This is a genomic window from Actinoplanes oblitus, assembly GCF_030252345.1.
Lineage (GTDB): Bacteria > Actinomycetota > Actinomycetes > Mycobacteriales > Micromonosporaceae > Actinoplanes > Actinoplanes oblitus.
The window spans coordinates 4,727,274-4,748,106 of record NZ_CP126980.1 but is presented as its reverse complement, the minus strand read 5'-3'; the positions used below and the strand labels follow the sequence as shown (position 1 = coordinate 4,748,106).

Annotated in this window: 16 protein-coding genes and 1 pseudogene; 9 read left to right on the top strand and 8 right to left on the bottom strand. The window is 70.5% G+C overall.

What is annotated here, in order from left to right; all coding sequences use genetic code 11:
* Positions 1 to 35: 35 nt before the first annotated feature.
* The 4 genes from Actob_RS21285 to Actob_RS21270 are packed head-to-tail and all read right to left on the bottom strand — an operon-like array spanning position 36 to position 5,507.
* A complete protein-coding gene (locus tag Actob_RS21285) occupies positions 36 to 2,387 on the bottom strand; it encodes a glycoside hydrolase family 2 protein (RefSeq protein WP_284922072.1) in 2,352 nt (783 codons plus the stop codon).
* Entirely contained in the window at positions 2,384 to 3,274 is an 891-nt protein-coding gene (locus Actob_RS21280; protein ID WP_284922359.1) for a carbohydrate ABC transporter permease, read from the bottom strand. Before Actob_RS21280 ends, Actob_RS21285 begins: the two co-directional genes overlap by 4 nt.
* A gap of 5 nt (positions 3,275 to 3,279) precedes the next feature.
* Entirely contained in the window at positions 3,280 to 4,197 is a 918-nt protein-coding gene (locus Actob_RS21275; protein WP_284922071.1) for a carbohydrate ABC transporter permease, read from the bottom strand.
* On the bottom strand, positions 4,194 to 5,507 hold the full coding sequence (locus tag Actob_RS21270; protein ID WP_284922070.1) for an ABC transporter substrate-binding protein: 1,314 nt from the start codon (positions 5,505 to 5,507) through the stop codon (positions 4,194 to 4,196). The genes Actob_RS21275 and Actob_RS21270 overlap by 4 nt, the downstream gene beginning before the upstream one ends.
* A gap of 172 nt (positions 5,508 to 5,679) precedes the next feature.
* Between Actob_RS21270 and Actob_RS21265 the strand changes: the two genes are divergently transcribed.
* The 8 genes from Actob_RS21265 to Actob_RS21230 all read left to right on the top strand — a co-directional run bounded on the left by Actob_RS21265 (position 5,680) and on the right by Actob_RS21230 (position 13,122).
* Positions 5,680 to 6,837: an ROK family protein gene (locus Actob_RS21265; RefSeq protein ID WP_284922069.1), complete on the top strand. Its 1,158-nt coding sequence runs from the start codon at positions 5,680 to 5,682 to the stop codon at positions 6,835 to 6,837.
* Positions 6,838 to 6,851: 14 nt separating this feature from the next.
* Entirely contained in the window at positions 6,852 to 7,748 is an 897-nt protein-coding gene (locus Actob_RS21260; protein ID WP_284922068.1) for a LacI family DNA-binding transcriptional regulator, read from the top strand.
* On the top strand, positions 7,748 to 8,968 hold the full coding sequence (locus Actob_RS21255) for an AGE family epimerase/isomerase (protein WP_284922067.1): 1,221 nt from the start codon (positions 7,748 to 7,750) through the stop codon (positions 8,966 to 8,968). Before Actob_RS21260 ends, Actob_RS21255 begins: the two co-directional genes overlap by 1 nt.
* On the top strand, positions 8,965 to 9,882 hold the full coding sequence (locus tag Actob_RS21250; protein WP_284922066.1) for a carbohydrate kinase family protein: 918 nt from the start codon (positions 8,965 to 8,967) through the stop codon (positions 9,880 to 9,882). The genes Actob_RS21255 and Actob_RS21250 overlap by 4 nt, the downstream gene beginning before the upstream one ends.
* A gap of 200 nt (positions 9,883 to 10,082) precedes the next feature.
* Positions 10,083 to 10,550 carry a hypothetical protein gene (locus Actob_RS21245; protein WP_284922065.1) on the top strand — a complete coding sequence of 156 codons (468 nt, stop codon included), beginning with the start codon at positions 10,083 to 10,085 and terminating at the stop codon, positions 10,548 to 10,550.
* Between the two features lie 39 nt (positions 10,551 to 10,589).
* Positions 10,590 to 10,781, top strand: a complete 192-nt coding sequence (locus Actob_RS21240) for a hypothetical protein (RefSeq protein ID WP_284922064.1) — start codon at positions 10,590 to 10,592, stop codon at positions 10,779 to 10,781.
* Between the two features lie 703 nt (positions 10,782 to 11,484).
* Complete coding sequence (locus Actob_RS21235; RefSeq protein ID WP_284922063.1) at positions 11,485 to 11,727, top strand: hypothetical protein; 243 nt, start codon at positions 11,485 to 11,487, stop codon at positions 11,725 to 11,727.
* Between the two features lie 252 nt (positions 11,728 to 11,979).
* Positions 11,980 to 13,122, top strand: coding sequence for a sensor histidine kinase (locus Actob_RS21230; protein WP_284922062.1), 1,143 nt, complete (start codon positions 11,980 to 11,982; stop codon positions 13,120 to 13,122).
* Between the two features lie 8 nt (positions 13,123 to 13,130).
* Here the strand turns inward: Actob_RS21230 and Actob_RS21225 are convergent.
* Positions 13,131 to 13,829: pseudogene (locus Actob_RS21225) on the bottom strand (IS630 family transposase); the annotation flags it as partial.
* Between the two features lie 125 nt (positions 13,830 to 13,954).
* Between Actob_RS21225 and Actob_RS21220 the strand changes: the two are divergent.
* Complete coding sequence (locus tag Actob_RS21220) at positions 13,955 to 15,202, top strand: sensor domain-containing phosphodiesterase (RefSeq protein ID WP_284922061.1); 1,248 nt, start codon at positions 13,955 to 13,957, stop codon at positions 15,200 to 15,202.
* A 57-nt stretch (positions 15,203 to 15,259) separates the two neighbouring features.
* Here Actob_RS21220 and Actob_RS21215 read toward each other — a convergent pair whose 3' ends face one another.
* The 3 genes from Actob_RS21215 to Actob_RS21205 all read right to left on the bottom strand — a co-directional run bounded on the left by Actob_RS21215 (position 15,260) and on the right by Actob_RS21205 (position 20,829).
* A complete protein-coding gene (locus Actob_RS21215) occupies positions 15,260 to 16,705 on the bottom strand; it encodes an endo-1,4-beta-xylanase (protein ID WP_284922060.1) in 1,446 nt (481 codons plus the stop codon).
* A 426-nt stretch (positions 16,706 to 17,131) separates the two neighbouring features.
* Positions 17,132 to 18,523: a non-reducing end alpha-L-arabinofuranosidase family hydrolase gene (locus Actob_RS21210; protein ID WP_284922059.1), complete on the bottom strand. Its 1,392-nt coding sequence runs from the start codon at positions 18,521 to 18,523 to the stop codon at positions 17,132 to 17,134.
* 11 nt (positions 18,524 to 18,534) lie between these two features.
* A complete protein-coding gene (locus Actob_RS21205; protein WP_284922058.1) occupies positions 18,535 to 20,829 on the bottom strand; it encodes a beta-L-arabinofuranosidase domain-containing protein in 2,295 nt (764 codons plus the stop codon).
* Positions 20,830 to 20,833 lie beyond the last annotated feature (4 nt).

Here is a 20,833-nt window from a genome sequence, read left to right as displayed (position 1 = left end):
CGGTGCCCGCCCGGCGGCGGGCACCGCCGCGGTCGTCAGGACGCCATCACGCGGGCAAGGTCGGTGAGCACCCACGGCGCCTTCACCAGGCCGGGGTCGAGGTCGATGTCCAGCGGGGCGCGGACGTGGAACACCACCGACTCGCCGGGCAGCAGGGTGACGAAACCGCGGTCGACGGTGGCCCGCGGATGGATCCGGTCGGCCTGCAACAGCACGTCGCGGGCCAGCCCCAGGGCGTGCACCCGCACGTCCAGGCCACCGGGCACGGACTCGACGTCGATGGTCAGCGCCGGATCGTCGTACGAGACATCGGTGCCGAAGTGAATCGCTCGCGCGTCGTCGAGCTGGGCGACGAGCAGGTCGGCGCTGGGCACCGGCACCAGGGTCACCGAACGCGGGGCGACCGAGACCTGCTGGGAGGCTGCGGAGACCAGCAGTGTTCCGGTCCACTCGGTGGGCTCGTCGTTGATGATCGCGACGACCAGGCCGCCGTCGCGGGGCTGGATGGTGAGCAGCCGCGTCGCGTACATCTCGCGCAGGGCGAAGTAGAGCGGCTTGTAGCGCCCGGCGCCGTCGATCGCCGCCCACGAGGTGACCGGCCACAGGTCGTTGAGCTGCCAGAGGATCGTGCCGGCGGTGTGCGGCCAGTGCGAGCGCCAGTGCTCGACGCCGGTCCGGACCGCCCGCACCTGGTTGAGCTGGGTGAGGTAGTGCCAGGCCTCGACGCTGAGCGGAGCCGGATCGCCGAAGTGCGGGGCCAGGCCCCGGGCCAGTTTGCCGTTGCCGTCCTCGGCCTTCTGGTGGTGCAGCACGCCCGGCGAGTCCGGCAGCATCGGCTCGTCGGAGACCGCGTCACGCAGCGTGGTCCAGGCCGGCGGCGCCTGCCAGCCGAACTCGGCGACGAACCGCGGCGTCGAGTCGCGGTAGTGGAGGTAGTCCTCCCGGTTCCACACCTCCCAGGAGTGGAAGGTGCCGTGCTCGGTGGAGTTGGGCTCGTGCTCCCAGGACCCGGACCAGGGGCTACCGGCCTGATAGGGACGCGACGGGTCCAGTTCGGCCACGATCGCCGGCAGCGTCTCGAGGTAGTAGCGGGAACCCCAGGTCTGGTAGGCGCCGTCGGCGTTCCACGGCATGGCCTGGTGCAGCCACAGGTTCTCGTTGTTGCCGTTCCAGGTGATCAGGCTCGGGTGCGGGGCCAGGCGGGCCACGTTCTCCCGGGCCTCGGCGACCACCTCGGAGAAGATCGGCTCCTCCTCGGGATAGTCGGCGCAGGCGAACAGGAAGTCCTGCCAGACCATCAGGCCGAGCTCGTCGCAGACCTCGTAGAAGGCACGGTCCTCGTAGATGCCGCCGCCCCAGACCCGGACCAGGTTGACCCCGGCGCCGGCCGCGTCGCGCAGCCGCCGCTGGTAGCGTTCCCGGGTCATCCGGGACGGGAAGATGTCGTCCGGGATCCAGTTGACGCCCTTGACGAACACCGGCTCGCCGTTGACGTGGAACACGAACCCGCCGCCGGTCCGGTCGATGGTGACGCCGCGGAAGCCGGTGCGCCGCTCCCAGCGATCCAGCACGGTGTCGCCGTCGAGCAGTTCGACGGTCAGCGTGTAGAGCGCCGGGTCCCCGTAGCCGCGCGGATTCCACGGCGTCACACCGCGGACGTCGACGGCCGCCGTCGCCACCGATTCATCACAACCGATTTCCAGTACGGCCAGCTCACGGTCCCCGAGCAGCACCCGGGCCCGCAGGTCTCGCTCGCGGGTGCGCCGCACACCGACGGTGATGTCCAGGCGCCCCACGCCGTCGTCGAAGGTCGCCAGCGGGCGGACCTCGGCGAGCCGGGCGGTGCTCCAGCCCTCCAGGCGCACCGGCCGCCAGATGCCGGCGGTCACCAGGGTCGGTCCCCAGTCCCAGCCGAAGCCGCAGGCCATCTTGCGGATGAAGTTGAACGGCTCCGGGTACGCGTTGTCGCGCGCCCCGAGCAGCTCACGCACCCGTTCCGCCTCGGCGTACGCGGACTCGAAGTGCACGGTCAACGGCTGCGGGGTGCCGTCGAGCAGGGCTGTCACGTCGTACCGGTAGCCACGGTGCATGTTGCGGGTGCTGCCGAGCGTGGTGCCGGCCAGTTCCACCGTCGCCACCGTGTCGAGTCCCTCGAAGACCAGGTCGATCCGCTCGTGCGCCGGGCCGGTCCAGGTCACGTCGCGCCGGTAGGTCCAGTCGGCGCGGCCCACCCAGGCCACCGCGTGCTCGTTGTCGTCCAGGAACGGGTCCGGGATCCGGCCGGCCGCGAGCAGATCGGTGTGCACGCAGCCGGGCACTGTGGCCGCCACGGTGAGGTCGTCACCGTGCAGCTCCCACGCGCCGGCGAGGTCTTGTCCAGAGATCACTTGGTGGCTCCCGCGGTGATGCCGTTGTAGATGAAGCGCTGCAGCAGCAGGAAGATCACCACGGTCGGGACGATCACGATCATGGTGCAGGCGGCGATGGTCTCCCACTGCGCGCCGTAGGGGCCCTTGAAACGGAATAGCGCTGTGGAGATGACGCTCAGTTCGGGCGAGCGCAGGTAGAGGAACGGGATGTAGAACTCGTTGTAGACGGCGATGCCCTTGATGATCACCACGGTGGCGATCGCCGGTTTCATCAGCGGCAGGATCACCTTGCGATAGATGGTGAACCGGCCGGCGCCGTCGATCATCGCGGCCTGGTCGAGGCTCTGCGGGATCGACTGCATGAACTGGATGAAGATGTAGATGGAGACGATGTCGGTCCCCATGAACAGCACGATGGCCGACCACGACGTGTTGACCAAGCCCATCGATTTGACGATCTGGTACGTCGCGACCTGGGTGGTGACGCCGGGCACCAGCGCGGCCACCAGGAAGAGGCCGAGGATCAGCCGCTTGAGGGGGAAGACGAAACGGCTTATCGCGTACGCCGCGAGCGTCCCGATGAGAACCGTGCCGGTCAGCGACACCACCAGGATGAACGTGGTGTTCCAGAAGCCGCGCAGCATGTCGCCGGCGGTCCACGCGGTGGCGAAGTTGTGGAAGTTGAACCAGTTCGCCGGCGGCGTGAGCGGGCCGGTGGTGTTGTACTCGGCGTGCGTCTTGAGCGAGGCGAACAGCACGACCACCAGGGGGATGAGCACCACCAGGGAGGCCAGCGCCAGCGAGAGGTACTTCGCGGTGCTCGCCGTGGCCGCCAGGACGCGGACGCGGCCGGCCCTGGCCGGGGGGGCCGGGTGGCCGGCGGCGTGCCGGGGCGCGCGGGTCATCGTGGTCACGAGAGGGTCACCTCCTCGTCGGGCAGCACCCGGCGCTGGACCCAGGTGATGAGCAGGACGATCAGCAGCAGCACCACCGCCATCGCCGAGGCCAGGCCGATCTGCCGGAACTGGAACGCGGTCTGGTACGCCTGGACGACGAACGTCCGGGTGCCGTTCGCGCCGCCGGTCATGATGAACGGGATCTCGAAGACGCTGAGGCTGCCGGAGATCGCCAGGATGAACGAGAGGCTGATGATCCGCCGGATGCCGGGCACGATGATGTGCCGGAACTGGTGCCAGCGGTTCGCCCCGTCGATCTCCGCGGCCTCGTAGATCTCGCCGGGGATGGACTGGATCGCGCCGAGGAACAGCACGAAGTTGAGCCCGGTGAACCGCCACACCGAGGTGCCGGCCAGGGAGATGTTCGCGATGTCCGGGTCGCCCAGCCAGAGGTGGGTGTGCTCGCCGAGGCCGGCCACCCGCAGCAGGGTGTCCAGGGTGCCGTCCGGCTGGAACAGGTAGAGGAAGACGAAGCCGACCGCGACGCCGTTGAGCAGGTACGGGAAGAACAGGATGCCCTTGAACAGATTCTTGAACCGGACGTTGAACGAGAGCACCACGGCGAAATACAGGGCGATGGCGATCTGCGCGAACGAGGCGACGAAGTAGTAGAGGCTGATCAGGAAGACCCGCCAGTACTGCTCGTCGGTGAAGACCCGGACGTAGTTGTCCAGGCCCACCGGGTCCATGGTGACGTCCAGGCCGTCCCACTTGTGGAAGCTGTACCAGATCATGTTGCCGACCGGCACGTAGGTGAAGGTGACCAGCAGGATCAGCGCCGGGGCGACGTACAGCCAGGGGCTGTGCGGGATCTTCCGCCGGGCCCGGCCCGCCGCGACGGCGGGCCGGGTGGCGACGACAGGTCTCGTCACTTCATGACCTTGGCTTGCGCCTTGTTCCACCGCTGGTTCAGGTCCGCGAAGAAGGAGTCCTTGTCGCCCTTGGCGGCGCCGCGCGCGACGTCGACCATCTTCTGCCGGTAGATCGGGCCCTTCAGGTCGATCTCCGACTCCTTGATGATCTCGTCCTCCTTGCCGGCGTTGCTGGTCGCGGCCGGCGTCTCGACCAGCTCGACACCGGTGGCGGTGAAGTCCCGCAGCGACTGGGGCAGCGCCTGGTCGACGGCCGGCGGGATGGCCTGCTGGTCGGTGGCGAAGCCGGACTCGTTGACGAAGAAGTCCAGCCAGGCCTTGGCGGTCGCCTTGTTCTTGGAGTTCTTGCTGACCGCGGCGAGCTTGTCACCGTCGATGTTGGCGTGGAACTTGCCGCCGGTCTGGTACGGGAACGGCCAGAACGCGATGTCGGCCGGGTCGGCGCCGGCGTCCTTCGCGGCGGCCTGCATCTGCGGGACGGCCCAGGAGCCGAGCAGCATCGTCGCGACCTTGCCGGTGGCGATCATCGGCTTGGAGCTCTCCCAGTTGGTCGTCAGCGGGTCCTTCTCGCTGAGCTTGTCGTGCACGATGTCGAAGAGCAGGCTGTCCTCGATGTACTGGATCTTCCCGGGCTGCCACGGCTCGGCGTCGGCCGGGAACTTGTCGTTGATGCCCGGGTCGCCCAGGATCGCCCGGTGGGTGTTCCACTCGGCGAGCGGCCACCCGTCCTTGTAGTTGGTGTAGTACGGGACGGCGTCGGTCTTGGCGGCGACGGCCTGGAGCCCGGCCAGGAACTCCTCGGGGGTCTTCGGCGGCGCGGTGATCCCGGCCTTGGCCCAGATCCGCTTGTTGATCACGAAGCCCTTGGCGACGCCGCCGACCGACAGCGCGTAGACCTTGCCCTGGTAGGTGGCCGGGCTGAGGAACCGGTACTTGGCCTTGAGCTCGTCCTGGGTGCCGAGCGGCTCGAAGAACTGGCTGTACTGGTCGATGGCGACCGGGTTCGGCACCATCAGCACGTCGCCGTAGTCGCCGCTGCCGAGCTGGGTGGTGACGTCGTCGTCGTAGTTGGTGACGCCCTGGAAGGTGACCTTCGTTCCGGGGTACTTGGCCTCGAACTTCTTGGCGTACTCCGGCAGCGTGGTGCCGACCAGGTCGGTGCGGTTGGTCAGCACCGTGATGGCGCCCTTGATGTCGCCGGAGAAGTCGCCGGTCGAGGCGGTGTCGTCGCTCGCGCCGCCGGTGCAGCCGGCGGTGAGCGCCAGCGCCGCGACAGTGCCGAGGCCGAGGAACGTCCTTCTATTGATCATGCCGGTATCCGTCCTGCTGGTGCAGCCCTTGGGAGCGCCCAGCATGAGACCGGCGTTACGACGGTGTCAAGATTAGATTATTAATTTATCCGGTGCTGTAATCTGAGCCGTCTCCTGCCGGGGCGGCCGTCCGCCACCCCGCGATCGGGTGCGGAATCGGAGGTGGCGGGCCATGGCACGTCGAGAAGCGCCGGCGGCGGGTCCGGGCAGCCGGGCCCTCGTCGTCGACGTCATCCGCTCGGCGGTGACCATCAGCCGGGGCGAGCTCGTCGACCTGACCGGCCTCACCCAGCCGTCCATCTCCAACATCGTCCGCGAGCTGATCGCGGACGGCATCATCCACGAGATCGGCTCGCTGGACTCGGCGCACGGCCGGCGGCGCAGGCTCGTCGCCATCAATCCGGCCAGCCGGTTCGGCGTCGGTTTCCACGTCGGCCCGGAGACGGTCACCTGCGTCGCTGTCGACCTGACCGGTGGGGTAGTCGGCCGCGAGGTCGTGCCGCGGGCGCCGGACCAGGCCCTGCGCGCGGACCGGCTGGCCGAGCTGTTCGAGCACTTCACGACCGGGCTCAGCCTCGACCCCGACCGGATCGAGGGGCTGGCCGTGGTGGCGCCGGACGCCCTGCCCGGCGGGGTGCGGCCCGGGCTGGTGCGGCGCATCGGCGTACCGGTGCTGGTCGACAACGACGCCGCGGCGGCGGCGCTGGGCGAGTTCTGGAGCCGGCGGGTCTCCCGCGAGCAGGCGTTCGGTTGCGTCTACCTGGGCAGCGAGATCGGCGCCGGGCTGGTTTTCGGCGGCGCGTTGTTCCGCGGCGCCGGGTTCGGGGCCGGCGCGTTCGGCCACCTGTCCATCCACGACCGGGGACGCCCGTGCCCCTGCGGGAACCGTGGCTGCGTGCAACAGTACGCGTCGATGGGTGCCACGGTGCTGGCCGCCCGCCGGAACCCGGCGCTGCGGGACCGGCTGGCCCTGGACGGCAGCGAGTCCAGCGCGTACGAGGCGATCGCCCGGGCCGCGGTGAACGGCGACGCTGACGCGTACGCGGTGCTGGACGAGGCAGCCGGCCGGCTCGGCGTGGCCGCCACGTCGGTGGTGAACCTGCTCGATCTGGGCCGGCTGGTGCTCACCGGCCCCGGCGTGGCCCTGGCCGGGTCGATCTTCGCCCGCCGGTTGCGCACCCACCTGGACCGCACCGCGCACTCCCGGCGGCAGCACCGGGTGACCGTCGAGATCTCCGCCCAGCCCCGCGACGCCGCCGGGATCGGCGCGGCGGTGCTGGTGATCCAGGCGTCCGTCGCACCCGGCCACACCCCCGGGCGCACCCCATGAGAAAGGAGTCCCAGGTGACGGAATCGGCGGCACCGCCGCCACGACGGGTCGGGCTGGTACTGGCCCGCGCCTCCCAGGTGCTCGGCGAGGAGCCGTACTACCACGAGTTCCTCGAGGGGCTGGAGCGGCTGCTGATCCGGGCCGGGATCTCGGTGCTGGTCAAGGTGGTCACCGACCACGCGGCGGAGAGCGCCACGTACCGGCAGTGGTCGGCCGGGCGGCGGGTGGGCGGGGTGATCATGGTGGACCTCAGCCCCGGCGACGAGCGGGTCGAGCTGGTCCGCCGGCTCGGCCTGCCGGCCGTGGTGATCGGCGACCCGTCGACGGCGGGCGGGTTGCCCACCGTCTGGACCGACGACGCGGGGTCGGCCCGCGAGGCGGTCCGCTTCCTCGCCGATCGCGGGCACACCGTGCTCGGGCACGTCAGCGGGCCGCTCACGCTGGCGCACACGCAGCTGCGGCTCGGCGGCTTCCGGGCCGAGGCCGCCGCGCGCGGGGTGACCCTGATCAGCGCCGAGGGCGACTACTCGCAGGAGTCCGGGCGGGTGACCACCGCACGGCTGCTGACCACGGGGCCGGCACGGCCGACAGCGATCGTCTACGACAACGACGTCATGGCGCTCAGCGGCGTGGCGACGATCCGCGGGCACGGGCTGAGCGTGCCCGCGGACCTCTCCGTCGTCGCGTGGGACGACTCGGCGCAGTGCCAGCTCGCCGTGCCGGCGCTGTCGGCGATGAGTCACGACGTCGGGCGGATCGGCGAGATCGCCGCGCACGCCGTGCTCGACGCGATGCGCGAGCACGCCGCGCACCAGGTGTACGAGGCTCCGCAGGCCCACATCGTGGAGCGGGACAGCACGGGCGACCGTACCGGAATCGTGTTCGATCCTCTGAGAGAAAGAGATCTGTGATGCCTTCGGCCACACCCCTGCCGGACACCGGCTGGCTCGCCGCGGAGACCGGGCGGCTGTTCGACTTCGGCCGCGACTTCGCGCATCCGCTCGGCGGCGCCGCCTGGCTGCGCGCCGACGGCACGCCGGACACGAGCGCGCCGGTGCACACCTGGATCACCGCGCGGATGGCGCACGTCTACAGCCTGGCCGAGCTGCTCGGCGTCCCCGGCGCCGCAGCGCTCGCGGACGCCGCGCTGGCCGGGCTGACCGGGGTGCTGCACGACGGCCGCCACGGCGGCTGGCATCCCTCGGTCGCCGCCGACGGGGTGCCGGCCGCCGGGAAGTCCTGTTACGACCACGCCTTCGTGGTGCTGGCCGCGGCGTCGGCCACGCTCGCCGGCCGCCCGGGCGCGCCGGCCCTGCTGACCGAGGCGATCGACACGCTGGTGCGGCGGTTCTGGGACCCGGCGCAGCGGATGTTCGCCGACGAGTGGGACACCGGCTGGCAGCGGCTCGACGAGTATCGCGGGCTGAACGCCAACATGCACGCGGTCGAGGCGATGCTCGCCGCCTTCGACGCGACCGGGCAGCGCGAGTGCCTGGACCGGGCACTGGCGATCACCGAACGGACCATCGGCTGGGGCCGCGAGCACGGCTGGCGGCTGCCGGAGCACTACGACGCCGCATGGCAGCCCCGGCTGGACCAGCACCGGGACCGCCCGCGGGACCCGTTCAAGCCGTTCGGCGCGACGGTCGGCCACGCCCTGGAATGGTCGCGGCTGATCCTGCACGTGGAGGCGGCCCTCGGCGAGCGGGCACCGGACTGGCTGCTGCCCGCGGCGACCGCGCTGTTCCGGCGGGCGGTCGCCGACGGGTGGGCGGCCGACGGCGCGGCCGGCTTCGTCTACACCACCGACTGGGACGGCACCCCGGTGGTGCGGCAGCGGATGCACTGGGTCGCCGCCGAGGCGATCGCCGCGGCCGCCGCCCTGTACCGGCGCACCGGCGATCCGGACTTCGCCCAGTGGTATCGGACCTGGTCGGCGTACGTACGCGAGCATTTCCTCGATCTTCGGCAGGGCTCGTGGTGGCACGAGCTGGACACCGCCAACCGGCCGGCCACCTCGACCTGGCCGGGCAAACCCGACCTCTACCACGCCGTGCAGGCGACCCTGATCCCCCGCGCTCCGCTCGCCCCCGGACTGGCCGCGGCGTGCGCGACGGGAGCCGTGCGATGAGGCGCTTCCTGGTCGTCGGCGAGTCGATCCTCGACGTCATCGCGGAACCCGGCGCCGCGCCTCGCGAGCTGCCCGGCGGCAGCCCGGCCAACGTCGCCGCCGGGCTCGCCCGGCTCGGCAACGACGTCGGGCTCTGGACCCACCTGGGCGACGACCCGGCCGGCGACCTGCTGCGCGAGCACCTCACCGGCTCCGGTGTCGAGCTGCTGGCCCCGGTCGCCGGGACGACGTCGCGGGCCCTCGCCCGGCTGCGGCCGGACGGGTCGGCGCACTACGACTTCACCGTCGACTGGCCGCGCTGGCCGGGCGGCCCGGCACCGGAGGAGGCCGCCGAGCACCTGCACACCGGGTCGATCGCGGCGCTGATGGCGCCCGGCGGCGACGACGTCGCACGGCTGCCGCGCGACCGTGCGGCCACCACCACGATCAGCTACGACCCGAACATCAGGCCGTCGCTGGTCGGCGACGCGGCCGGCTGCCGGCTCCGGGTGGAGGCCATCGCGGCCGGCAGCGACGTGGTCAAGGCCAGCGACGAGGACCTGGCCTGGCTCTACCCGGAGATGCCGGCGCTGGGCGCCGCCCGGCACCTGCTCGCCCTGGGGCCGGCCCTGGTCTGCGTGACGCTGGGCGCGGAGGGCGCGCTGGCGGTCACCGGGACCACCCGGGTGACCGTCCCACCGGAGGCCGTCACCGTCGTCGACACCGTCGGCGCCGGCGACGCCTTCATGTCCGGCCTGCTCGACGCCCTGGGCGAGCGGGGGTTGCTCGGCGCGGCCGCCCGTCCCCGGCTGCGGACCATGACCGGCGACCAGGTGCGGGCGGTGCTGTCCCACGCGGCGCTGGTCGCCGGGCTCACCGTCGCCCGCGCCGGAGCCGCCCCGCCGACCCGGGCCGAGCTTTTCTCGCAGCGGTAACGCGAAACGTCGGTGAATGCGCCGTTCACTTTTCGGGCGGCGCCATTCACCAACGGGGTAAACCGAAATGACGGCGGTCCTGACGCGCCGGTCAGCGCCCTCGAACTGCGCCGACGATTTCGATTCTGGCCGACGCCCATATGGTTGTTTCCAGCACAGCCGCACTCGCGATTGTGCGATCGACTATGGGGAGTGGATCAATGGGTGGCAAACTACGCTGGGGCCGGCGGATCGGTGTTCTCGCGGCCGCCGTCGCGATCGCCGCGGTCTCGGCCGGGCAGCCGGCGAGCGCGAACGCGAAGCGTACGCAGGGCTTCGGCCCCTGCTACGTGGCCAAAGGGATCTGCCTGCCGCGCGGCACGATGACCCTGGAGACCCGCAGCCTCGGCGGCCACGGGAACCGGCTCGTCTCGGTGGACGCGAACTTCACCTACTTCGGGCAGATCCACAACCTCTGGATCGACCACGACTTCTACGACTCGGACGGCAAACGGGTGTACCACATCCAGGGCCCAAAGAAATTCGGCGATTTCAGCGTCGCCGGGCAGGCCTGGGGTTTCCGGGGATATTACTCGGCACCCCGGTTCGGCCAGCACTGCGCGACACTTTTCTCGCAGGAACGCGACTATGTGAAGACCTGGAAGACGGTCTGCAACAGCATCCGCTGATTCTGGCGGGGTCGCTTTTCCATCGCCCGGCACGCCAGCGTGCCGGGCGCGCTGGCGACCGAGGAACGATTCGTCACCTCCGGACCGCTGCGGCTGTGGACCGAACGGTTCGGCGATCCGTCCCGGCCCGCGGCGATCCCGGGGGCGCGGCTGCACGTCGTACCGGAAATGGGTCATGTCCGCTATTCGCCCGGCCTGCCGGAGGAGGTCGCCGACCTGATCCCGCGGTGATCCGCTCAGCTCGGCGGCGTAATTGATCGGCTCGGCGACGCCGCCGGCTCAGTTCGCGACGCCGCCGGCTCAGTTCGCGGCGCCGCTAGTGCTCTGACCAAGAACGTTCAGGGTGTTGGATGACACGCCGTCGGGGCTGACAGCTGGGCGGCGATGCGGCGGTCAGGCTGTGGTGGTGGCAGATCCAGTACGCGTGCGGCGGCTCAGTGACCAGGAAGGTCAGACGCTGCTGCGCATTGCTCGCCGGGGAACCGGCTCACCGATCCGATTACGGCGGGCGATTGTCGTGCTCGCTTCGGCCGACGGGAACACGGTACCTCGCAGACGCGCGGGCCTCACGCGGGCGCGAGTTGGCGCCGGCGGAGATCGTACGGCAGCTGGTTGCGCCAGCAGGTATGGATCATTGTTTTCCCTGGAAACTAGACGAGGCCGTGGGCGTACCAGGCGTCGTAGCGCCGAAACTGGCGTTGCTTCGGATTGAGTTTCCTGCCGTCAGCCTGGTGATGCCGGAGGTAAGGGCGCTCCGGTCACGCGGCGTGGTCGGGAACCGGCCTGCGGCGGGATCCCGGCCGGTGCTCCTCTGCCGAAGGGCTTAGTGGCGGCACTTCCCCAGTCCGTCTCTGGTCAGAGGCGGTGGCACACCGTCGCATGACAGTGTCTTGTCACCGCCGCGGACCGTCGCGGCCCGAGGACAGGAGGAGCCATGCGGCGTGAACTGGGAATCCTTCCCGGCGGAGGCGGACCGCAGTTCGGCGACGGGATCATGTTCCGTTTCGGCACCTTCGGCTTCCCGCTCTGGGACGCCCACCTCGTCGAGGTCCGGGCTCCGGGCGAGGCGGTCCCGGCAGGCTGTCCTGGACGGCCCGGCAGGACGGCAAACCCGCCGAGCAACTCGACGTGCTGCACGCCTGGCTGCCAGGCCCGGGTGCGGATCCTCACCAGCTAGCCCAGATCGGCCGGCTCGCCGCCGAATGGGACTAGCAACGGCCGAACCCGATGTTGAATGGCCACCCGGTGTGGCCCGGCGGGCTGCCGCATCCGCTGGGCGGACACGATGCGCAACCGGGAACTGGCAGAGGGCACCCTGTTCGATCCGTCCGGCGGGCCACATCCGCCCAGGACCGGCTCAGCCGGGGGATGACTTCTATCTACTATCGGCCGATGGTGCCGGGCTGGCCTGCGCCTACGCTAGGTGACGATGTTGAATCGTCTTCTGTTGCGGGCCGGTCAGATCGGCGTGCTCGGCACCATGGCGCTCCTCGGTCTCGTCGAGATGACATCCGGCGGGCTGCGTTCGAGCCCGCTCATCGGTTTGCAGGTGGCCGTCGCCATCGCGGTGGCCGTCGTCTGGCTGCCGCTGCGCCCGCCCGGCGCGCTGGTGTTGCCGGTCGGCGCGATCGTGGTCTCCTTGGTTTCGCTGCTGATCACGGCGGTCCTAGTGCTCGACGAGACGCGCAGTTCGCTGTGGGGACTGGCCGAAACCGTAGGGATGCTGGGCATGCTCGGGGTGATGACCCGCAACGCGCCGGCCCGCTGGGCGGCCGCGGCCGTCCTGGTCAGCCTCGTGGCGGTCAGCCTCATGCCGCTGCGCAGCGGCACCGATCCCGTTCTCATTACGTTTTGCCTGGTCCAGGCGCTCGGCGGCGCCGCCGCCATCAGCGTCGGTTTCATCCTGCGCAACTTGGAGACCAACCGGCGGCTAGGTCTCGAGTCGGTACGCGCGGAACAGCGCGCCGAGTTCGCCCGTGACCTGCACGACTTCATCGCCCACCACGTGACCGGGATCGTCGTGCAGGCACAGGGCGCCCGTTTCATCGCCGGGCAGAACCCGCAGGTGCTGCTGGCGCTGGAGCAGATCGAGAAGGCGGGCGCCGAGACCATGGCGTCCATGCGGCGGATGGTGGGCGTGCTGCGCGACCCCCATTCCCGGCCCGACGCGCCGCTCGCCCCGATCGCCGGGGTTCCGGACCTGCCCGCGCTCGTCGAGCAGTTCACCGCGGCCGGAGGCCCGGTGGCCCGGCTGCACCTGGACGGCGACGCTCACGGGCTGCCGGTGGAGGTGTCGACCTCGGCGTACCGGGTGGTGATGGAGGCGCTGACCAACGTGCGGCGGCACGCTCCGGGCGCCCCGGCGGTGGAGGTGTTGCTCCGGCGTACCCCGAAGGTTTTGCTGGTGCGGGTGGCGAACGATGGCCCGCCCCGCCCGCCCGCGTCCCGGGATCGCTCGGGATACGGTCTGGCGGGGCTGGCCGAGCGGATCCGTGCGGTCGGTGGGCAGATGTCGGCCGGGCCCGGCGTGGACGGCGGCTGGGTGGTCGACGCCGCGCTGCCCTTGAGCTAGTGCCGACAGAGCTGGTCGTCGCCGACGCTGTAGCAGCCGTGGAACTGCCGCACCCCGTGCAGTTTGTGGTAGTTGGCCGGCAGCCGGTCGGGATGCCCGGCGGCTGCCCAGCCGGCGCCGCCGTGCGGGCGGATGGCGAGGGGCCCGAACTCGTCGAAGGCGAACACCCTCTGCGGCATGTGGCTGCTCACGTACTCGATACGGGCGAGTTTGGCGTCGCGGCCCGGGTCGGTGGATTCCTTCCAGGTCTTGGTCCGCTGGAAGGTGATGCCGTTGCGGTGCAGGATCTGCCGCAGCCGTTCCCGCCCGACCTCGATCGACCGGGCGGGCTGCAGGTTCAGGTACTCGGCGAGCTTGCGGATGCTCCACCGGGTGAACGGCCGCCCCAGCGTTTCGGGGCAGGCCGTGGCCGTCGTGACGATGAACTGCTCGTCGTCAGGATTGATCTGGCGGGGACGGCCACCCGCCCACCGAGGGTCCAGGCTGGCCATCCCTGTCTCGTTGAACCGATGGATGACCTGCCGGATCGTGTCCTCGTCGGCCTGCACGAGACGGGCGATGGCCGGCACGGTGTTCCCACCGGCGGACGCGAGCACGACCATGGCCCGGCGTAATCGGATCGGTGAGCCGGTACCCCGGCGAGTGATACGCAGCAGCGTCTGACCTTCATGATCGGTCAGCCGCCGCACGCGTACTGGTTCTGCCACCACCACAGCCTGAACGCCACAACGCCGACCGCCCGTCATCCCGGACGGCGTGTCACCCAACACCGTGAACGTTCTTGGTCAGGGCATTAGCTCAGTTCGCGGCGTCGCTGGCTCAGTTCGGCGGCGTGGCTGCCGAAGGGCTGATCATGAAGGTCGCCAGCTTGGACGAGGTGCTGCGGGACGGCCTGCACTGCGTGTACCAGCCGTTCGTCGACGTGGACTCCGGGGCGGTGCTGGCCTTCGAGGCGCTGCTGCGCGGTCCCGCGGACTCCCCCTGGCAGTCGCCGATGGCGCTGCTGGACGCCGCGCGCTCGGCGGACCGGCTCGCCGACCTGGAACGGGCCTCGCTGCGGTCGTCGCTCGCCGACGCCGCCGCCTTCTCCGGGGGCCGGCCGGTCACCCTCTTCGTCAACCTGGAACCGAGCACCCTGACCCAGCGCCCGGACGTCGTCCTGGACGCGCTCGCCGAGCGCGCCCCGCACGTCCAGGTGGTCGTGGAGATCACCGAGCGGGCGCTGGCCGAGGACCTGTCCGGCGTGCTGACCGGCGCCGAGCGGCTGCGCGCGGCGGGCTGCGCGATCGCCCTGGACGACGTGGGCGTGCACCCCGAGTCGCTCGCCTTCATCCCGCTGCTGCGCCCCGAGGTGGTCAAGCTCGACCTGAAGCTGCTGCGTACGGTCAAGGACCCGCTCACCGTGACGGTGGCCGGGGCGGTACGCGCCTACGCCGAGCAGGCCGGGGCCGAGGTGGTCGCGGAGGGCATCGAGACGCCGGAGGACCTGACCCGGGCGCTGGTGCTCGGCGCCACGCTGGGCCAGGGCTGGCTGTGGAGCCGTGGGGAGCGCCGGTTCACGCCGTCGACGTTCCGGCCGGAGCGGTTCGCGGCCCGGCCGATCGGCGCGACGTTGCGGACCACGCCGTACGGGTTGATCGGCGCCGGCCGCCACATCCGGCACGCGCCCAAGCACCTGCTGGTGCCGGTGTCGAAGACCCTGGAACTGATGGCCGAGCAGGCCGCCGTGCCGCCGGTGCTGTTCGCCGCCTTCGAGCACGTGCGGTTCTTCCGGCCGTCCACCACCCGGCGGTTCACCCAGCTCGCCGCCCGGCTGCCGTTCGTCGCGGCGCTCGGCGTGGACATGCCCGCCGAGCCGGCTCCCGGCGTACGGGGCGCCGGCCTGTCCGCGCACGACCCGCTCGCCACCGAATGGACGGTGGTGGTCCTCGGCGCGCACACCGCTGCCGCGCTGATGGCCCGCGACCTGGGCGACAGCGGCCCGGACCCGGACCGGCAGTTCGAGTTCGTCGTCACCTACGACCGCACGCTGGTCACCGCCGCCGCGCACGCGATGATCGGCCGTCTGACCGCGGCGTGATCCGGGCCGGGCCGGCCGGTGCGGGGCGCCACCTGCCCCACACCGGCCGGGGACCGGTCAGCTCAGGCTGAACCGCTGGTTGGCCTGGCCGTTGCAGTCGTAGAGCTGCACCTGCTGGCCGTTGCCGGTGCCCCAGACGTCAAGGCAGCGTCCCGACTGCACGCCGGTGATGGTGCCGTTGCTGTTGACGTTCCACTGCTGGTTGGCCTGGCCGTTGCAGCTGTAGATCTGCACAGCGGCGCCGTTGCCGGAACCGGCCGCGTCCAGGCACTTGGAGCCGTACACGGTCAGCTGCTTGCTCGACGTGAGCGTCCACGCCTGGTTGGCCTGGCCGTTGCAGTCGTAGAGCTGGACCCGGGTGCCGTTGTTCTGCGACGCGTTCGGCACGTCGATACACCTGCCGGACTGGGCGCCGACGATCCGCTTGGCGCCGCCCGGGGTGACTGAGGGCGACGGGTCGCTCGGGGCCGGCGACGAGGGGCCCGGGCCGGCGGCGTTGAGCGCGTTCAGCACCGAGGTGTACGCCGCCTTCTTGTTGCCGCCGCCGTCGAACAGCAGCGGGCTCTCACTGGAGCGCCACGAGTCGCTGTCCCGCACGCCCCAGACCGTGATGCCGATGCACCGCGGCACGTTGAGGCAGGCCTGGGTGAGGCCGGCGTACTGCGACGTCGACGCGTTCGTCACGTCGACCTCGGTCAGCGCCACGTCGACGCCGAGCGCGGCGAAGCTGGACAGCGTGGTCTGGAAGTTGCCCGGCAGCGAGCTGCCCCCGGTGAAGTGGGTCTGCAGGCCGACGCAGTCGATCGGCACGCCGCGGGACTTGAAGTCCCGGATCATGTTGTAGACGCCCTGCGTCTTGCCGTACGACCAGTTCTCGATGTTGTAGTCGTTGTAGCAGAGCCGGACCGACGGGTCGGCGGCCCGGGCGGTCCGGAACGCCACCTCGATCCAGTCGTTGCCGGTGGCCTGCAGGTTGGACTGCCGGCGGCTGCCGTCCTCGTTGAACGCCTCGTTGACCACGTCCCAGGCGGTGAGCTTGCCCTTGTAATGGCCCATCACGCCGTTGATGTGATCGATCATCGCCTGGCGCAGGCTGCTGCCGGAGAGGCTCTGCATCCAGCCGGGCTGCTGCGAGTGCCAGGCCAGGGTGTGCCCGCGGACCTTCAGGCCGCGCTGGGTCGCCCAGTTGTAGATCTGGTCACCGGCACTGAAGTTGAACTGGCCCCGCTGCGGCTCGGTGGCGTCCGGCTTCATCTCGTTCTCGGCCGTGACCATGTTGAACTCGCGGGCGGCGATCGAGCTGTACGTACTGTCGTTGAGCCGGCCGCCGGCGATCGCCGTGCCGAAATAGCGGCCCGACTGGGCGGCGGCGGCACCCAGCGTGCTCGCCGCGCTCGCGTCGGGTGCCACCAGCAGGACGCCGGTCGCCGCGACGGCGGCGACCACGCCGGCGGTCAGGGCTGCCCGCAACGATCGGCGTGGGACAGGGGATCTGGTTGCCACGGGGGATCTCCGTTCGCGTGGGGGGTGGGGATTCGGTGGACGCAGAGCCATCACTGAGAGACGGACCTCGATGCCACGCAATGCTGGCACGGCAACATCCCTGAAACAAGTAGTTCCGGAATACTTCCGGAACTATCAGAGCCGCCTGGTATCGCCAGAATTGGGCCTCTCAGCGCTCTGAACTGCGGGTTTAAGCCTCTCCCCAACCGGCCGGCAGCACCGATACCGAGTTCCGCCACACTATCTGGAATAGCGCTTCCGAAACTTTCGACAAAAAATCCGAGAATTGCACCCGTCATGACTCGCAGGATTGGCGGCGCATAACAGAAACCGGAAAATTGCCCGGACACGCGCCGGCCCGGTGCGCTAGCGTCCCCAAAAGCGCACCGGGCCGGCTCCCCACCGATTGATGGTCTTGGTTGCTCCTTACCGCTGCAGGGTGAGCAGGCCGGGCCGCCAGGGCAGCTGGTCGTACGGCCCGCCGGCGCTGGGGTCCTTCCCCTGGTAGAGCAGCTGCAGGTGGCACGGGTCGACGGTCTTGGTCTGGTCCGGGTTGGTACGCACCAGGTCGCCGTGGCTGATGTCGTTGGTCCAGGTGGCGCCGCTGTTCGCCTTGCCCGCGAACGGGTTGCTCTCGCTCGCGGCCTGCGGCGTCCACGTGCCGCCCAGGCTGGTCGCGGTGAACGAGCGGAAGTAGCGTCCCTGGCTGCCGATCGCCTCGACGATCATCAGGTACTGGTTCTGGCCCTGCACCTTGTAGACCTCGACCGCCTCGAACAGGTTGTTCGTCGAGTCACTCATGATCGTGGTGTAGGACGAGCCGAAGCTGCCCGGGAAGTTCCCGATCGGCATGCTGGCCCGGTAGATCTTGCCGTTGTCCCCGGCGAAGAACAGGTACATGTTCGTGCCGTCACCGATCAGCGTCTGGTCGATCACCCCGGTGCCGGAGCCGGAGATCGAGCCGGTGAACAGCGTCTGCGGCGCGGACCAGCCGTTGGCGTTGGTCGGGTCGGTGGAGGTCTTGTAGCTGAACGCGGTCGGCCCCCACTGGTAGGCGAGCACCCAGATGTTCTTCGGGGCGAAGTAGAACAGCGTGGGTGCCACGGTGCCCTGGCTCATCCCGTTCTGGCTCGCCGAGGCCATGTCGGACCAGTTGGTGAACAGGCCGAAGTTCATCGAGCCGTAGCCCGAGCCGGAGACGTTCGAGGCGTACACCAGGTGTTTGCCGTTGTAGACGACGTTGGTGAAGTCCTTCAGCGAGACCCACCCCGACTTGGGGTTGGCCAGCGAGCCGGTCGAGGTCCAGCGGTAACTCGACGGAAGCGCGCAGGTGGTCGGCGTCGACGGCGAGGTGGACGGGGACGCGGACGGCGACGACGGGGACGTGGACGGCGACGGCGACGTCGGCCCGGTGCCGCCGGTGCAGTTCACCCCATTGAGGCTGAAGCCGGTCGGCGCCGGGTTGCTGCCGGTCCACGAGCCGTTGAAGCCGAACGACACCGTGCCGCCGGTGCCGACCGAGCCGTTGTAGCTCATGTTCTTCGCGGTCACCGCGGCGCCGCTCTGCGTCACCGTGGCGTTCCACGCCTGTGTCACCGTCTGCCCGGCGCCGTAGGACCAGGTGAGCGTCCAGTCGGAGAGGGGGTCGCCCAGGTTGGTGATGGACACGTTGGCGCCGAAGCCGCCCTGCCACTGCGACGACACGGCGTAGCTCACCGAGCAGCCGGCCGCCGCGGCGTCCGCGGGCAGCGCCACCACCACCGCCGTCGAGGCCAGCAGTGCCGCGCCGGCCGACACCAGAACTCTTGACTTCGTCACGTTCTCTCCCTTCAGCCGACCTGGACCAGGCGCCAGTTGTTGTCGGCGCTGCCGTTGTCGGACTCCTGCACGACCTGGGTGCCCCAGGTGCTGGAGGCGCCCAGCACGGCGAGCACCTTGCCGCTGTTGACGTTGCGCACCCGGTAGGAGCCGTCGCCGTTGGCGACCAGCGTCCAGCGGTGGTCGGCGGTCCCGTTGTCGGCCCACTGCAGGACGCGCGCGTTGTCACCGGTCGCCATGTTCTCCACGCCGAGGACCTTGCCGCTGTTGACGTTGCGGAACCGGACGGCCGAGCCGTCGGCGATCCGCACCCAGTTGTGGTCGGCGGTGCCGGTGTCTCCCCAGACGATGGCCGTCCCGCCGTCGGCGGTGGACATGTCTTTGACGCCGAGGACCAGCCCGGAGGCCACGTTCACCAGCTTGTAGACCGGGTCGGTGCCGCCGGCGGTGTTCCAGTAGACCGCGTAGTTGAAGCCCTGCGCGTCGTGGAACGGCCCGAGGTTGACGGTGGCGCCGTTCGCCGTCGCGGTGAAGGCCAGGCTGCCGGAGCCGGTCCGGGCGATCGACGACACGGTCAGCGACGGGTTGCCGGACAGCGTCGTGCTGCCGTAGTTGCCGGCCAGCACCACCGGGCCGTACGTGATGGCCTGCACCGCCGGGTTGTCCGGCGTGGCCTGCATGATCACTCGCATCGGCAGGCGCACGGTCAGCACGTCGCCGGCCGCCCAGGTCCGGGTGACGGTGGCGTAGCTGCCCGGCGTGACGCCGACGTCCTGCGCCACCCCGTTGACGGCGAGCGTGGCCCCCGACGTCCAGCCCGGGATGCGGACCCGGATGCTCCACGACCCGCTCATCGTGCCGGACAGCGTCAGCGTGGTGGTGTCGCCGACCGGGTACGACGTGCTCTGCGTGACGGTGATGCCCCGCTCGGCCCAGGACAGCACCGACGGCGTGAACAGGTTGACCGTCAGCGTGGTCCCGCTGAAGAAGTAGATGGAGTCCATCAGTTTCGTGTTGGTCTCCACGCCGGTGCCCTGGCAGCACCAGAAGCTGTTGTAGTCGGTGGACCAGGTGCCACCTCCCCACGCCGGCCCGACGCCGCGCCGCCCGCCGGCCCGCAGCGGCGTGAAGTAGGTGATGTGGCCGTGGCTGTCGGCCGGGTTCTGCGCGCCGATCAGGTGGTTGAACAGCGCCCGTTCGTAGTAGTCGAAGTAGGCGGCCCGGTCCGGGTCGGTCAGCCACAGCTCCCGGGTCAGTTTCAGCATGTTGTAGGTGTTGCAGTGCTCGCAGGTGTCGTTGGTGAGATAGCCGGCGATGGCGTTCGGCGCGCGGAAGTGCTCGGCCTGGCTGTTGCCGCCGATCGCGTAGGTGTGCGCGCCGGTGGTGATGTTCCAGGCGTTGACGCCGATGTCGCGGTACCGGGTCGTCCCGGTCGCCTTGTACTCGCGGACCGCGCCGACCCACTTGGGCACCTGGGTGTTGGCGTGCAGCCCGTTGAGCTGGTCGCTGCCCGCGGCCAGCGGGTTGAACACCGCCGCGTGGTCGAAGCGCTGGGCGACGGTGAGCCACCGGGCGTCCCCGGTCTGCTGGTAGAGGGCGGCCAGCACCTCGTTCATGCCGCCGAACTCGGTGCCCAGCACGGCCTGCATCTGGCTGCCGCTGAGCCGCGCCGTCCGGGTGTCCACCCAGCCGGCCAGCCGCAGCAGCACGTCGCGCGCGGTGGTGTCGCCGATCAGCCGCCACGCGTCGAGCAGCCCGGCGAGCGTCTTGTGCACGCAGTAGTAGGGCACGTTGCCGTTGGACAGGGTGCCCGCCTCCAGGGCGGCGAAGTCGGACTCCGGGAAGCCCGAGAGGTAACCGTTGGACGCCTGGCACTTGGCCAGCTCGGCGACCAGGTAGGTGGCCTTGTCCCGGCAGGTGGTGTCACCGAGTGCGGCCCACGCCTGAGCCCAGGCGGTCAGGAAGTGGCCCTGCATGTGCGTACGGAAGGGGAAGTTCGGCGCGTCCCAGCCGCCGTTGGCGGCGGCGCCACCGGTGGACCGGCCGTGGTTGACCCGGAAGTTGTAGAGCAGCCGGTCCACGTCGACGAAGCGCAGGTAGTTGAGGGTGCGGGCCTGGTTGTCCAGCCAGCGTCCGGCGGTCAGCCGGACCCGCCCGAACTCGAACGGGTAGGCCGCGACGCCGAGGTCGGGGCGGGCCGGCGCCACCGCGCCCTCGGCGCGGGAGACCGCGCCGAGGGTGGTGGCGACCGCGCCGGCGCCGGCGGCTTGCAGGAGCCGGCGCCGGCTGATCGGAAACGGAGTCATCGTG

What these genes read in the sequence shown, in the direction of transcription:
- Actob_RS21280 (WP_284922359.1), bottom strand. Translation starts at nt 3,274, where the DNA reads ATGACCCGCGCGCCCCGGCACGCCGCCGGCCACCCGGCCCCCCCGGCC.
- Actob_RS21205 (WP_284922058.1), bottom strand. Translation starts at nt 20,829, where the DNA reads ATGACTCCGTTTCCGATCAGCCGGCGCCGGCTCCTGCAAGCCGCCGGC.
- Actob_RS21270 (WP_284922070.1), bottom strand. Translation starts at nt 5,507, where the DNA reads ATGATCAATAGAAGGACGTTCCTCGGCCTCGGCACTGTCGCGGCGCTG.
- Actob_RS21245 (WP_284922065.1), top strand. Translation starts at nt 10,083, where the DNA reads ATGGGTGGCAAACTACGCTGGGGCCGGCGGATCGGTGTTCTCGCGGCC.
- Actob_RS21255 (WP_284922067.1), top strand. Translation starts at nt 7,748, where the DNA reads ATGCCTTCGGCCACACCCCTGCCGGACACCGGCTGGCTCGCCGCGGAG.
- Actob_RS21250 (WP_284922066.1), top strand. Translation starts at nt 8,965, where the DNA reads ATGAGGCGCTTCCTGGTCGTCGGCGAGTCGATCCTCGACGTCATCGCG.
- Actob_RS21265 (WP_284922069.1), top strand. Translation starts at nt 5,680, where the DNA reads ATGGCACGTCGAGAAGCGCCGGCGGCGGGTCCGGGCAGCCGGGCCCTC.
- Actob_RS21230 (WP_284922062.1), top strand. Translation starts at nt 11,980, where the DNA reads ATGTTGAATCGTCTTCTGTTGCGGGCCGGTCAGATCGGCGTGCTCGGC.
- Actob_RS21235 (WP_284922063.1), top strand. Translation starts at nt 11,485, where the DNA reads ATGCGGCGTGAACTGGGAATCCTTCCCGGCGGAGGCGGACCGCAGTTC.